Source organism: Bacillus cereus group sp. N6, assembly GCF_016483705.1.
GTDB classification, from domain to species: Bacteria; Bacillota; Bacilli; order Bacillales; family Bacillaceae_G; genus Bacillus_A; species Bacillus_A wiedmannii.
On the sequence record NZ_JAEHBI010000056.1, the window covers coordinates 1 to 13,411 of the forward strand.

A 13,411-nucleotide genomic window follows, 5' to 3' on the forward strand; every position below is an offset into this window, starting at 1 on the left:
TTCAATCAGCTTTAGGGATTGCCCGCAGTTAACCCTCACTACTAGCCAATCACTTGACTAGCAGGGCTTACTGATATGTTTAATTAACTTTCGTTATAATTGGTTAAATAAATCGTAACAGTTAATTACCCTTTCTTTTTATTATATAGAAAAAGAAAGGAAGGCAGAAGTATTTTTTAAACGATCGATTTATTAGAAACACTCGCTTCGAATTTACGTTTTGAGATTACATAGTTTATAGCAATTCCTAACGAAAGGATCAATATGAAACTTAGTAAATAAAACGGTACCATGACACCTACTTTAGATACACCAGCTGTAAACAGCATTAATAATACAATTCGTATTCCTGTACCAATTAATCGAAATAAGCTGTCTACACGTCCCATTACTTCATTTGGAATTTCCTCCATCATCAATACATTTCTTGCCACTCTTGTACCCGCATTTCCAATTGCATGAAAAATTGCAAGTCCATATAACAACATTACGGAAGGTTCAATAATCATTACGGTAATTGAAATTACATATATGAACATCGTCATGACGATTGAAACTTCTGTCTTTACATATTTCATCATAATTGGAATACTTATTCCCGCAAGAACCGCTCCGACACCGTACATCATACCTTCTATTGCGTATACAGAGGCACTGGCTTTTAATAGATCTGAGATATATACCGGGATTAAATAATTTGCCATCATGACACCGATAAACGGCATATAAGTCGCCAGTAAAAACCAAAAGAACTTCGGACGCTTTTGCATAAAGTGAATTCCTTCGAACAATTGCTTCTTAAATGTTACTTTTCTTTTTACTTCCTTTTTCTTTACGTACGGTATACATAAGAAAAGGAAAAATGCTCCTGCAAAAGTTAACATATCTACTAACAAGATCCATTTTAAAGAAATGATTTCAATAAGGAAGCTAGCAGCCGCTCCTGAAATAACTTGAGTTAACTGTCCTTGTATTTCCATTGTTCCACTTAAATTTTTATAATGTTCTGCTTGAAATATCTCTTGGTTAAACGCAAATATTGTAGGATAAAATAATAAATAGTAAAATGACCCTGCTATATATATTAGAATATAGTGAATAGAATGATAAGGTTGCCCAGTAAATCCCCATATAGCCATCATTCCAATAACGACTATCCCAATACCTTCATTACATAATAATAAAGATTTTCTTGAAAAACGATCAATACTCTGCCCGATAAACGGTGTTAATAAAAACATAATAAGAGTTGCGATGATGGATACATAACCAAACGTTGTCTCTCCTCCATTCTCTTTAATTAACAACCACGGAATCGTTATCATAACAATGCCGGAACCAATAGCTGATAGACTATTGGCCCCTAGAATGAAATACAAGCGTGAATCTTTATACAGAGATGGCATATCACTCAACTCCTAGTTGTTTTTTCACCTCTTTATATACGCTCATATATGCTTTTAATTCTTTAACTAGATCATGAATTAACGGTTTTGCATCTTCTCCCAGTTCACCGTCTTGTACATGAAGTCCATCAAGCACAACTTGTTTTGGGATTGCATTTGCGTACACCCCTCTAGCAACAATACGCATACTGTTTAATGCGTTAATGCCACCTTTACCGCCTCCAGCAACTGCAAGTAATGCGACAGGTTTATGAACAAATTCACTACTGCTTAAGTAATCTAACGAATTTTTTAACGCTCCACTCATTGCATTATGATATTCAGGTGTACATAGTACTACACCGTCTGCAGTTTTCACTAATGCCTTTAATTTTTTTACCGCTTCTAATTCACGTTGTGATTCTTCCCCGTTATATAAAGGCAGTTCCTCTACTGATAAATCGTATAACTCCCCTTCAAATTGATCAGCAATATATTTTGCCACCACACGAGTTCTACCGAATTTTCTTGGCGTACCGTTAATAACGACTAGTTTCATAATTATTTCTCTCCTTTGTTTTTCAGTTATACTTATATATTATCAGAAATTTCTATACAAAACACAATATAAAGAGGGAACTAGCTTGATAAAATAGTATGATAGACGAAAAAAAGAACTCATACGAAAGTAGGAGTTCTTCACAATTACTTTTCTTCCGCTTTATCGCTCAGTATGTCTATGCTTCTTTTTGCTTCAAAATGGTTATACGCTTTTTCTGCTAATTTAATACGTTCTTCTGGTAATTCTATATATTTCATAACGTTTTCTATTATTTTTTCATACGGAGTAAACACTATTCCTGGCCACTCTATCTCGTCCTCGGGATTACTATTTTCAGAGATAATAAATTTCTTATTTGCCACTGCATAAGAAACTCGAGGAGTTTCAAGAATACCCGATAAGTAAAAATGAATATTTAATATAATTTTAGACCTAGCAATCAACTCATTTCTAACAATTCCCCACGCATTATTTTTAAAAACAATATTTAAATTCGGGGCAACTACTTTTAATTGATTAAAAATAGCTTGTCGCCTTGGGTTAAGAGCACCTATAAACAGTATATCAATGTCTTCAGTTAACTCTTCATCAAATGCATCTTTTTTTATTTCTAGAGTTGGGGCATAGTTCATTTCCACATGTTTTATTTCTTTTCCTACTCCTTTTTGTTTTAACCATTCTATATTTTGTTTACTATAATCCCAAATTTCCTTATCTTTTAATAACATTAAATAAAGAGGATGCGCATAAGGACTTCCTTCATATAGCTGTTCTAAATTATAAACAACTGCATTTTTTGGTAGTAGATTCGGATTATGTGCGTACGTATGCGCTCCAAAAACAATTGTATTTTTCACATTTTCTAGTATTGTTTCTGAAATAATTGCTGTATTTCCCTCCTGCTCCAATCGCCATTTCAAAGCTCGCGCAACATCTATAAAACTACCATACGTCTTTGGGCATATAAAAAGACAATAATCATATTCTTTATTCAAATAAGCTTCCATTAGTCTTAAATTATTTTTATATAAATCCACATCCGGATATCTAATTAAAAGCTCACTTGCATGTTTTTTTGCTACTTTATACATTCCAGCATAATAAGCAGCAATGCACCTTCTTAATTCGATTTTTTGCCGATGCTCTTCTGCTACGTCCATGTCTATAAGTAGATTTGCGATACAATACGCTTTTAAATGATCACGATCATAATAATAATCTAGTAGTGGCATCAATTCTTCATACGTATTTCCATGCACGGATTCCCCTAGTTCTAGCGCCCATCGTATTAATTCCATGATTACTCCACTACTCCTTTAACCGACAATGTATTTAATAAAATTTCGCATTACTTTCTACCATATTTGCTATATGCAACGGTAGCTCTTCTTTTTTCGATTCCAAATATTTTTGTGATACTGCACCTAAATGTTTTTTATGCGGTATATAAAAAGCACTTATAGAAATCTCATAGTCAAATAAGTAATCATACACATGATAATCTACAAATAGCAGATCATTTTTCGGAAAAGGAATTTCCTTCCCTTGCAACGCATACATCAAAGCAATATTATTTTGAGATTTTAATCGATACATTCTTGCAAGTTGGTATAATGGCTCAGCCCGAGTTGGTCTATATTCCCACGCTTTTTGAAAATAAAGAATAGCTAATGCTGTATATTGCTCTTCTTGCATCTTAGCATTTTCTTTTTCATCCGCTCCTGTTACTTCATATTGTTTATTTGCTGAACGGTTTGCTAATTGTTCATAACAAAATCCTATTCGCAATAACGAATAGAACACCTCTTCAACCCATCCCCCTGCTTCCACTCGTTTTTTATACCATTTAATCGAATCTTCAAATTGACTTAAATGAAAATAAGTTTGGGCTAAGTAAAATAAATATCTTATATGCAAATCTGGCGTTGTTTCTGGATCACTCAATCCTTGTAACAACAACCGCTCATCTCTCTCAAATTTATCAGCTTTACTACCACCATCCCCAGGATCGTTAACGACAAGCGTCTCTAACCTAGCTACCCTCGTATTGTAATTCGCACCAACTTTGGAACGATCTATATCCCAATACTCATGAGTAACACCGACAGATTTCCATGGTAAAGAAGCTTTCAAAAGGCGTGTAAGCCAATACTTAATATGAATATCATATTGCATTGTAAGATAGTGGTCTTCCGTTAAACTAGTCTTATCAAACTCGGGATCAACTTCTAATATCATATCTGCATCTAATATTAATAAATAATCTGCTTCTGGATATGTTTTTTGTGCTAATGAAACTGCTAAACTTCTGTTATAGCCAAAATTTTGAAATGGTTCATGATGAACTGTTCCAGGGATTTCATTTTCTTCACACCAATTTTCAATAATTTCAGGTGTATTATCAGTTGATCCCGTATCACAAATAGAAACAAAATCTACAATTGATTTTGTAGCATTTAAACATCTTTCCATAATTCTAGACTCGTTTTTAACAATCATACAAAGACATAACTTTTTTTCTTCCCCTGCATTCTTCACTTGCTCATTTCCCATTTAACCACCTCATATTTTATTAACACGCTCTTTTCATATGTAACACTATTTCATAGCTACATTGATGACATAATCATCCTTTTACTATTTATGAAAACTTCATTTTATTTATTCTTACTTTTATGTCGGGACATCTTTCATGCTTCACTATATATTTGATACAATCAGTACAAATAAACAATGATTGATATTTTTAAATTATAGATTTCTTACACTATAAAAAAAGAAACTTGCGCCTACGCACAAGTTTCTTTTCGAAAATTATTTCCTATTTTTTCACAACTTCATGTCCACCGAACTGATTACGAAGAGCTGAAACTACTTTTCCGTGGAATGTATCATCTTCTTGAGAACGGTAGCGCATAAATAATAACATTGCGATTACCGATGCTGCTGCTTGAAGTTCAAGTGCCGTTTCCACAGTCCATTTCCCTTCTCCTGAAGAGTTCATCACACCTTTAATGCCATCTAGTTTTGGATCATCTGCAAATGCCTTTTCAGTTAAGTCCATTAACCAACCGCGGATAACCGATCCGTTTGCCCATACTTTTGCAACATCTTCATAATTGAAATCAAAATCACTTTTATCTAACACTTCAAAGCCTTCAGCGATTGCTTGCATCATACCGTATTCAATACCGTTATGAACCATTTTTAAGAAATGACCACTTCCGACGCGACCAGCATACGAATACCCATTCTCTACTGCTAAATCTTTAAATAAAGGTTCTAATTGATCGTAAATTTCTTTTTCTCCACCAACCATTAAGCAAGCACCGTATCTAGCTCCTTCTACACCGCCTGATGTACCGATATCTACGTAATGTAAACCAAAACTTTCCGCTTCTTCAGCACGGCGTAACGTATCTTTATAGAATGAATTTCCGCCTTCAATAACGATATCGCCTTCTCCTAATAATGGATATACATCTTTTAGTACCGATTCAACAACTTCTCCCGCAGGTACCATTACCCAAATTGTACGAGGAGCTTCTAGTTCAGCAATCATTTCTTTTAATGTATGACGAGCAGTAATCCCTAAAGCCCCTGCTTTTTCAACAAGTTCTTTATTAACGTCATATACAACTACTTCATGCTTGTCTTCATATAAATGTTCTGCTAATGGGAATCCCATTTTTCCTAATCCAATTAAACCTAGTTTCATATTCATCAATCTCCCATTCTATACAAATATATTTAATAACGAAATTAGTCCAAGTGCTACAACAGATAATATCGTCTCCATTGCAGTCCATGTTAATAATGTTTCTTTCACAGTCATTCCGAAATACTCTTTAATCATCCAAAATCCAGAATCATTTACATGTGATAAAATTAATGACCCTGCACCTGTTGCAAGTGCTAGTAGTTCAACATTTACACCTGGTGTACTTGCTGCAATCGGTGCTACAATTCCAGCTGCTGTCATCATAGAAACTGTAGCAGATCCAGTCGCGATTCGGATAAGTGCCGCGATTCCCCAACCTAATAATATCGGTGAAATATGAGATTCTTTCGCCATTTCTGCAATTGTCGTTCCAATTCCAGAATCTAATAATACTTTATTAAACGCACCGCCTGCACCAATAACTAACAGTATGTTCGCAATTGGCCCTAAACAATCATTTGTAAATTGCAATACTTTATCTTTTGAGAAACCTTTTGCATAACCAAGACTAAAGAAAGAATATATCGTTGCAATTAATAACGCGACGATTGGATCTCCAATAAAGTGCAATACTTGTGCAAGTTGACTTGTTTTGCTTAGCCCTACTTCCGCAATCGATGCACCTAGCATAAGAAATACTGGAAGTAAAATAGTAAACAATGTATTTCCGAAACTAGGAAGTTCCTTCTTCTTATCTCTTTCAATAAATTGCTCCGCTATATCTAATGGTACTTCTTTATGTATACGAGCACCGATCCATTTCCCGTAAAGCGGACCTGAAATGATTGCAGTTGGAAGTCCGACAATTAATGCATATAAAATTGTTTTCCCTACATCTGCTTTAAAAATACCTACCGCTGCCATCGCTGCTGGATGCGGTGGAACGAGTCCGTGTACAACAGATAGTCCTGCTACTAGCGGAATACCGATTGTGATAAGTGATACCCCTGTTTCTAACGCAATTGTAAATACTAATGGAATTAATAGTACAAATCCAACTTGGAAAAACACAGGAATTCCTACTAAAAATGCAACGAACATCATCGCCCAGTGAACACGTTTCTTCCCAAAACGATCAATTAATGTGGTAGCAATTCGTTCAGCACCGCCAGATTCGGCCATCATTTTTCCAAGCATCGTTCCTAATGCTAAAACTATCGCTAAAAACCCTAACGTATTACCAAGCCCTAGTTTAATAGAATCGATAATCCCTGGATCTTTTGGTGAAGTTCCAATCAATGGCATTCCCATTGCTAGCCCTACACCAATTGCTGTTAATATTAACGCGACAAATGGATGCCATTTCACTACCGTAATAAGTAAAAGTAGTATGACAACTGCCGCTAGTACGATTCCAACTACCATTTCTCCCAATCCCCCTATTGTTTACGTTGGAAAGCAGCTATACAATCAAATTCTTCTTTCAAGCGATTGTAAAGTCGTTCATACATATAAAACATTTCTAAATATATAGCCGTATTTTCTTTATTCGGTACATGATGATGAACAATATCAATCCAATCCTTTACCTCTTCAAGAGAATCAATTTTTCCTACAGCATATAAAGCAACTGCCGCTGCCCCAAGCGCAGATGCTTCATGACTTTCAGGAACAAGCAATTCTTTTCCCATCATATCGGATAACATTTGTCTCCAAAATGCAGATTTCGCAAAACCTCCTGAAACGCGTATTTCAGTAAGTGGCCCTGTACAATCCCTGATTGCGAGTGCAACAGAATATACGCTCATACAAACACCTTCCATGACTGCACGTATAAAATGTTCTCGTTTATGCTGAAGGTTTATTCCAAAGAATGTACCACGAGCATTTGCATTCCAGTAAGGTGCACGTTCTCCAGATAGAAACGGTAAAAATAGTAATCCACCCGCTCCAGCTGGTACACTTTCCGCATACTTAATTAATAAATCATACGGATCAATGCCAAGCTTCCTTGCAACTTCTTGTTCCGGGCTACCAAATTCATCACGTAACCATCTCAGTAATATTCCGCCGTTATTCGTTGGTCCGCCGATCACCCAGTGCTCGTCTGTTAATGCATAACAAAACGTTCTTCCTTTTTCATCTGTATTAACACTTGATGAAATTGTTCGAACCGCACCACTTGTACCAATTGTAATTGCAGCTGAGCCAGGCGATATTGCCCCAACGCCTACATTCGCAAGAACACCATCACTTGCACCAATAACAACTGGAGTATTTTCACGAATGCCCATCTTTTGTGCTAATTCAGGTTCCATACCCGATAAAATATATGTAGTTGGCACAGGTGTTGATAATTGTTCTGGTGACATATGTAACATCGTTAAAACGTCTTCATCCCAGTTTAATGTTTCTAAATTAAATAACCCAGTAGCAGATGCTATTGAATAATCCACTACGTAACGTGAAAACAATTGATACATAACATACTCTTTAATGGAAATAAATTGATATGCGCTCGCATATAATTCTGGCTCTTCCTCTTTCATCCACAGTAATTTAGAAAGCGGCGACATTGGATGAATTGGTGTGCCTGTTCGTCTATAAATGTCATGTCCATTCATATGTTGTAATAATTTTTCTGACTGTTTCGTACTTCGATTATCTGCCCAAATAATAGAGCGCGTTAACGGCGCACCGTTTTTATCTACTGCAATTAATGCGTGCATTGCAGTACTAATACCGATTGAAGAAATATCTTCTGGTAACACGTTACCTTTCTTTATAGCAACGCTTACAGTTTTATATACAGCGGCACATATTACATCAGGATCTTGCTCAGCCCATCCGACGTTCGGTTGAATAATTGGATAATCAACTGCATGTGATGCAACGACTTTTCCTTTTTCTGTGAACACAACCGTTTTTGTACTTGTGGTACCGATATCAATCCCGATTACTCTCCCCCTTGTTTCCATGCGAATCTTCCCTTCGTTTCTAGCAAAATACGATCTAGTAAACCGTTTACATGAATTAGTATATAAAATATTTTTTTCATTAATCAAACTTTAAAAAGAAAATTTTTTTCATAACAAAAAATATATCCCCTTCATTCCATTTCACTTACATACTAAATTTAGATTTTCCCCGCGGTAAATTTGCGTTATATTCGTTACGTTACGCAACACACTCACTTTTTCTTTCATTAACAACACATACATAGTCCTTCCTTACGTTCTACTCATTTGCATGAAAAAGAGTTGAGAAGCAATATTCATTTTTAAGGGTCACTTTACATAACCATCAAGCTAAGAAAAATGATTAGTGACCCTTCCTTTTTATACAAGTCCAAAAAATAAGGGCTATTTTTAAAAGATTATTAAGTAGGCAATAGTTAATTGATTAGGTCAGTATTTTTATTCTTCACTAATAAAGGGAGCAATTATCTTTTTTTCATGAGAAGATAACACGATATTTGTTGATGGCGTACCATATTGCATCGAATCATCAATAAATTTTTCTAAACTTTCTACAGAATACGTTGCTAATTTGACAATATAGCTAATTTCCCCTGCTACTCTGTAACACTCAATTACATCTGGATGATTATAGCAAAAGTTAGATAATGATTTACAATTCGTTGATTTAAACAATATAAGTGCCGAAATTGGACGATTAATTTTTTTTAGAGAAACATGTGCATGGTAACCTTCAATAATTTGTTGCTCCTCTAACTTCCTTACTCGCTCAATTACTGACGGAGAAGATAAATGAACTGCTTCAGCTAAATCCTTCATTGAAATTTTTGCATTTGACTGTAATAACCCCACGATTTTTTTATCAATTTGATCCATAAACTACCCAACCTTTTTTTATAAAATAGAATAACCTAAATCCTTTATATAATAAAGACAAACAACCAAAAACCCTTATTTAACTTATTCATCAGCTTTTTATATTTATATAAAATAAGGATATTAGGAGGCGATTTACGATATGAAAAAGATTTTATTATTATTAGCTGATGGATTTGAAGCAGTAGAAGCTAGTGTATTTACTGACGTACTAGGTTGGAATAAGTGGGAAGGTGATGGATCGACCGAGGTCATAACAGTTGGTCTTCGGGATAAATTAACCTGTACTTGGAATTTTACTGTCATACCCGAAAAAACGATTGATAATATTCAATTGAATGAGTTTGATGCACTAGCTATTCCAGGAGGATTTGAAGAAGCTGGCTTTTATCGGGATGCATACAGTAAAGAATTCTTACATGTTATTCAACATTTTCATGCCAAACAGAAGCCTATTGCAAGCATTTGTGTTGCATCATTAGCGCTTGGTAAAAGTGGAATTCTTATAGATAAAAAAGCTACCACATACAGTCATCCAACGAGTAAACGAAAAGAGCAGTTAAAGAATTTCGGTGCAAAAGTACAAAATGATTTAATTGTTCAAGATGGAAATATTATTACATCTTCAAATCCAGGTACAGCTTTTGATGTTGCATTTTTATTACTTGAAAAACTAACATCTAAACAGAACGCTAAACATGTAAAGGATCTTATGGGGTTTTAAGCATTGAACTTCAACAAATAGATACTTTTAGAGCTTGTTAGAAGTAATGTGAAAAATCGCCATAATTATGTTTTTTGTTGAACCAATTGAAAAGAATAGTAATTGACTAAAATAGGAGAATTTTTATGATTGTAACACTTTTTACGTATATTTTGTTAGGCTTATCTTTATCTATACCTGCAGGTGCTATGACTGTCCAAATGACCAAACAAGGAATGAGAAATGGTTTCGTACACGGTTGGTTTGTAGGTATAGGAGGAATGACTATAGATTTATCTTTAATAGTCCTGATTTATCTAGGGTTCTCTAGTGTATTAACCAATCCATGGGTTGAAGTAGTTATGTGGTTACTAGGTTTTGTTTTTTTAATGTTTATTGGAATAGAAAGTATTAAAGAAGCAAAATCCGAAGTTAACATAGAGGGAGAGGATCCTAATAAATCTTTATTAACAGCTTATTTAGCTGGTTTTATGATTGCTCTATCACCAGCTAATATTGTATTTTGGATAGGGGTCTTTGGTCCGGTTCTAGTCTCTTCATTAGGTAATGCAAGTACATCTACATTTATCATAATAGCTGTAGGTATTTTATTAGGTATCTTTATACATGATATGGTCTTATTAGGCTTTGTACATTTTACTAGACGTTTTCTAAATCCCAACTTTATTAAATGGATATCTATATCAGCCGCAATAGTACTATTCGGATTTAGTGGTTATTTTGGTTACGAGTTTCTAAAACAAGTAATTACTTTTATCTAAAAAGCATAACTCTTATAAACTTAAATTTGTTGGTTACAATGTAAACGAAAAAGATGTGCATTTTAATCCAAAACAAAACGTAATTCTAAATATGTTATATTACGCAGGTACCCTCTTAGGAATTCATTGATCCCTAGGAGGTTTTTTTAATTCCCTACACGGAGCCTAAAAAAGAAACAATCTCGTCTAAAATTGACTTTGCATAAGCTTAGCTTGATCGCGATGGAGGCTCGTAACATAGCCATCAAGCAAAAGAGCAACTACCTCCCAAATAAGAATTCTGTACATTTTACTCTTTTAATTGTTTTAGGTTCACTCGTCCTTTTATCTTAATAAACATAGAGTTTGGATCCTAATATCACTTTATTAACTTGTAAATATATGTTCCATACTATAAAATCTAATAAGTATTTATATTTTTCAGAAAAATAAAACAATATTTTAGACTTTATTGTATAATGTTGTAAAAAGATGTCGGAGGGATTTAATGTTACATAAAATATCTCAATTCACAATTAAGCTTTCATCAATTCTTTTATCACTGTTACTATTATTAAATTTACCTTATTTATTTATCACTCAACAAGGATTCACCTTTCAACCAATTTATTTTTTTAACCAGATCGTTACTATGTTAAAACAGGTTTTCTCACCTGAATCATTGTTGGTTATAGGATCAGACCCAAAGTTTGGTCATTTAAAAACAACACCATTATTTCCAACTGTTTTAGAACCTTACCTATATTCGTTTATTGTATTATTTGTGGCCTTTTTGCTTGCGCTCTTTATCTCATCTAGCATGGCATTTTTTTATTTTTTAGCAAAAGATTATATAAAAAAATGGATAAACCGAATTGTGTTCATATTAGAAGCTGTCCCTGATATGATGATGATGATTTGTTTGCAAATATTTTTCATTTGGGTACTTAAGAAATTTTGGGAAGCTCCTTTCACCATTATTTCTTTTAATGAAAATCGCGCTTATTTACTCCCTATTTTATCTTTAGCGGTCTTACCTACATTACAAATGTTTCGGATGATGGTGTTATACATACAAGAAGAACATGGAAAACATTACGTAGAGGTTGCATATGGAAAAGGTCTTTCATCAAGTTATATACTACGCATTCATTTATTCAAAAATATATCTATCCACTTCTTCTACCATTTAAAAACGATTTTTGTTTTCTTACTTTCTAACTTATTCATTTTAGAATTTGTTTTTAATATGCAAGGTATTATTCAATTTTTATTTAAGAAGGCGTTTATTTCACCTCCCGCTGCATTTATTATACTTGTCATGATTATTTTACCGTTTTATGCCATTTTTCAAATAATCTCTCTCATGATGAATAGATGGCAAAAACAATTGAAAGGAGTAGCTTTATGAAATCTATTTGGAAATCAAAACGCTTTTTAATCGGCTTTACTTATTTATTCATACTTGTTTCAGCTAGTTTTATTTATAGTTGGTTCTTTAAAGATAACATCCCAAAACCTCCTCAGTTACTTTACAATGACAATAACGAATTACTTGGAAAGGCCCCCTTTCCACCATCGTTAATACCGCCTTTTGGATCTGATCGTTTTGGAGAGTCTGTTTTCTTACAAATTATAGAAGGAGCAAAATTTACCATTTTATTAGCCGTGGCAATTAGCTTCTTTCGAATTTTATTCGGAACATGTATAGGAATCCTCTTAAGTTTATATGCTCCAAAATTCAAGAGATTTTTCCAGTCATGCTCAGAAGTTTTTTATTACATTCCTACTTTATTTATCGCATTTATACTCATCACGCCCGTTAATATTGTAATCGTATCAAATGCTGATAGATTAGATCCAAATATTTCATTTGCTTTTTATCAAGTACTCGTACTTATTTTCGTCGCTCTGCCTACACTTTCTTTATATATATCCTCAGAGGTTGAGGAATTTATGAAACAAGATTACATTTTAAGTTCCCAATTGCTAGGGGCTAGCCGTTTTCATATTATCAAAAAACACTTACGAGTCTTATTACTTGATCGCTTATTTGTGTTATTCATGGAACATATCGTCCAAGCACTCATACTCGTTATCCATTTAGCGTTGCTTGATATTGTAATTGGCGGGATACAAATGCGTGAACTCTATGACGGAGTACTCAAACCTGTTTCTCTATCTAATGATTGGGCAGGCCTTATTGGATTAAATCGTTATGAAATGAATATTTCATGGTGGATTATTTTGTATACTCTCGTTTCATTCTTTATTACGATTCTATTTATAAAGCTTATGACAATCGGGATTCAAGATGCACTGAAAGCAAGAGATTCGCAAGTTGTAGCAATTCAAACCGTTCCAAATCATAAAAAATTTGTTAAAAGTAAAGATTCTTTTTCGTTTGTAGATAAAGTGAACCTTTAATCCTTTCTCGTTAGTCGACATTGATAGTAGTGGAATGCAAAGAAGATGATTCCTGTTG

At 34.1% G+C, this 13,411-nt stretch carries 12 protein-coding genes; 4 read left to right on the plus strand and 8 right to left on the minus strand.

All coding sequences use genetic code 11. The annotated features are described in order from the left end of the window. Nucleotides 1–176 precede the first annotated feature (176 nt). The 8 genes from JDS99_RS26235 to JDS99_RS26270 all read right to left on the minus strand — a co-directional run bounded on the left by JDS99_RS26235 (nt 177) and on the right by JDS99_RS26270 (nt 9,462). Entirely contained in the window at nt 177–1,406 is a 1,230-nt protein-coding gene (locus tag JDS99_RS26235; RefSeq protein ID WP_088609149.1) for an MFS transporter, read from the minus strand. 1 nt (nt 1,407) lies between these two features. Then, a complete protein-coding gene (locus JDS99_RS26240) occupies nt 1,408–1,944 on the minus strand; it encodes an NADPH-dependent FMN reductase (protein WP_000780362.1) in 537 nt (178 codons plus the stop codon). 146 nt (nt 1,945–2,090) lie between these two features. Continuing rightward, the gene (locus JDS99_RS26245) at nt 2,091–3,245 is read right to left on the minus strand and encodes a CgeB family protein (RefSeq protein ID WP_199695991.1); all 1,155 of its coding nucleotides are present in this window, start codon (nt 3,243–3,245) and stop codon (nt 2,091–2,093) included. A 34-nt stretch (nt 3,246–3,279) separates the two neighbouring features. Beyond that, a complete protein-coding gene (locus tag JDS99_RS26250) occupies nt 3,280–4,500 on the minus strand; it encodes a tetratricopeptide repeat-containing glycosyltransferase (RefSeq protein ID WP_199695992.1) in 1,221 nt (406 codons plus the stop codon). 268 nt (nt 4,501–4,768) lie between these two features. Then, a complete protein-coding gene (gene gnd, locus JDS99_RS26255; protein ID WP_199695993.1) occupies nt 4,769–5,665 on the minus strand; it encodes a phosphogluconate dehydrogenase (NAD(+)-dependent, decarboxylating) in 897 nt (298 codons plus the stop codon). Nucleotides 5,666–5,683: 18 nt separating this feature from the next. After that, nucleotides 5,684–7,033, minus strand: coding sequence for a GntP family permease (locus JDS99_RS26260; protein WP_064477346.1), 1,350 nt, complete (start codon nt 7,031–7,033; stop codon nt 5,684–5,686). Between the two features lie 14 nt (nt 7,034–7,047). Next, the gene (gene gntK, locus JDS99_RS26265) at nt 7,048–8,586 is read right to left on the minus strand and encodes a gluconokinase (protein ID WP_199695994.1); all 1,539 of its coding nucleotides are present in this window, start codon (nt 8,584–8,586) and stop codon (nt 7,048–7,050) included. 438 nt (nt 8,587–9,024) lie between these two features. Further along, nucleotides 9,025–9,462 carry an Lrp/AsnC family transcriptional regulator gene (locus JDS99_RS26270; protein WP_098204507.1) on the minus strand — a complete coding sequence of 146 codons (438 nt, stop codon included), beginning with the start codon at nt 9,460–9,462 and terminating at the stop codon, nt 9,025–9,027. Nucleotides 9,463–9,604: 142 nt separating this feature from the next. Here JDS99_RS26270 and JDS99_RS26275 point away from each other — a divergent pair, with 142 nt between their 5' ends. The 4 genes from JDS99_RS26275 to JDS99_RS26290 all read left to right on the plus strand — a co-directional run bounded on the left by JDS99_RS26275 (nt 9,605) and on the right by JDS99_RS26290 (nt 13,353). Continuing rightward, nucleotides 9,605–10,186: a DJ-1/PfpI family protein gene (locus JDS99_RS26275; RefSeq protein WP_098856796.1), complete on the plus strand. Its 582-nt coding sequence runs from the start codon at nt 9,605–9,607 to the stop codon at nt 10,184–10,186. 125 nt (nt 10,187–10,311) lie between these two features. Continuing rightward, nucleotides 10,312–10,947, plus strand: coding sequence for a LysE family translocator (locus JDS99_RS26280; protein ID WP_199695995.1), 636 nt, complete (start codon nt 10,312–10,314; stop codon nt 10,945–10,947). 487 nt (nt 10,948–11,434) lie between these two features. Next, a complete protein-coding gene (locus JDS99_RS26285) occupies nt 11,435–12,337 on the plus strand; it encodes an ABC transporter permease subunit (RefSeq protein ID WP_199695996.1) in 903 nt (300 codons plus the stop codon). Beyond that, a complete protein-coding gene (locus JDS99_RS26290) occupies nt 12,334–13,353 on the plus strand; it encodes an ABC transporter permease (protein ID WP_141540979.1) in 1,020 nt (339 codons plus the stop codon). Before JDS99_RS26285 ends, JDS99_RS26290 begins: the two co-directional genes overlap by 4 nt. The last annotated feature ends 58 nt before the right edge of the window (nt 13,354–13,411 follow it).

Excerpts from the sequence above, each read along its gene's own strand:
- JDS99_RS26235 (WP_088609149.1), bottom strand. The coding sequence starts at position 1,406 with ATGCCATCTCTGTATAAAGATTCACGCTTGTATTTCATTCTAGGGGCC.
- JDS99_RS26240 (WP_000780362.1), bottom strand. The coding sequence starts at position 1,944 with ATGAAACTAGTCGTTATTAACGGTACGCCAAGAAAATTCGGTAGAACT.
- JDS99_RS26245 (WP_199695991.1), bottom strand. The coding sequence starts at position 3,245 with ATGGAATTAATACGATGGGCGCTAGAACTAGGGGAATCCGTGCATGGA.
- JDS99_RS26250 (WP_199695992.1), bottom strand. The coding sequence starts at position 4,500 with ATGGGAAATGAGCAAGTGAAGAATGCAGGGGAAGAAAAAAAGTTATGT.
- gnd (WP_199695993.1), bottom strand. The coding sequence starts at position 5,665 with ATGAAACTAGGTTTAATTGGATTAGGAAAAATGGGATTCCCATTAGCA.
- JDS99_RS26260 (WP_064477346.1), bottom strand. The coding sequence starts at position 7,033 with ATGGTAGTTGGAATCGTACTAGCGGCAGTTGTCATACTACTTTTACTT.
- gntK (WP_199695994.1), bottom strand. The coding sequence starts at position 8,586 with ATGGAAACAAGGGGGAGAGTAATCGGGATTGATATCGGTACCACAAGT.
- JDS99_RS26270 (WP_098204507.1), bottom strand. The coding sequence starts at position 9,462 with ATGGATCAAATTGATAAAAAAATCGTGGGGTTATTACAGTCAAATGCA.
- JDS99_RS26275 (WP_098856796.1), top strand. The coding sequence starts at position 9,605 with ATGAAAAAGATTTTATTATTATTAGCTGATGGATTTGAAGCAGTAGAA.
- JDS99_RS26280 (WP_199695995.1), top strand. The coding sequence starts at position 10,312 with ATGATTGTAACACTTTTTACGTATATTTTGTTAGGCTTATCTTTATCT.
- JDS99_RS26285 (WP_199695996.1), top strand. The coding sequence starts at position 11,435 with ATGTTACATAAAATATCTCAATTCACAATTAAGCTTTCATCAATTCTT.
- JDS99_RS26290 (WP_141540979.1), top strand. The coding sequence starts at position 12,334 with ATGAAATCTATTTGGAAATCAAAACGCTTTTTAATCGGCTTTACTTAT.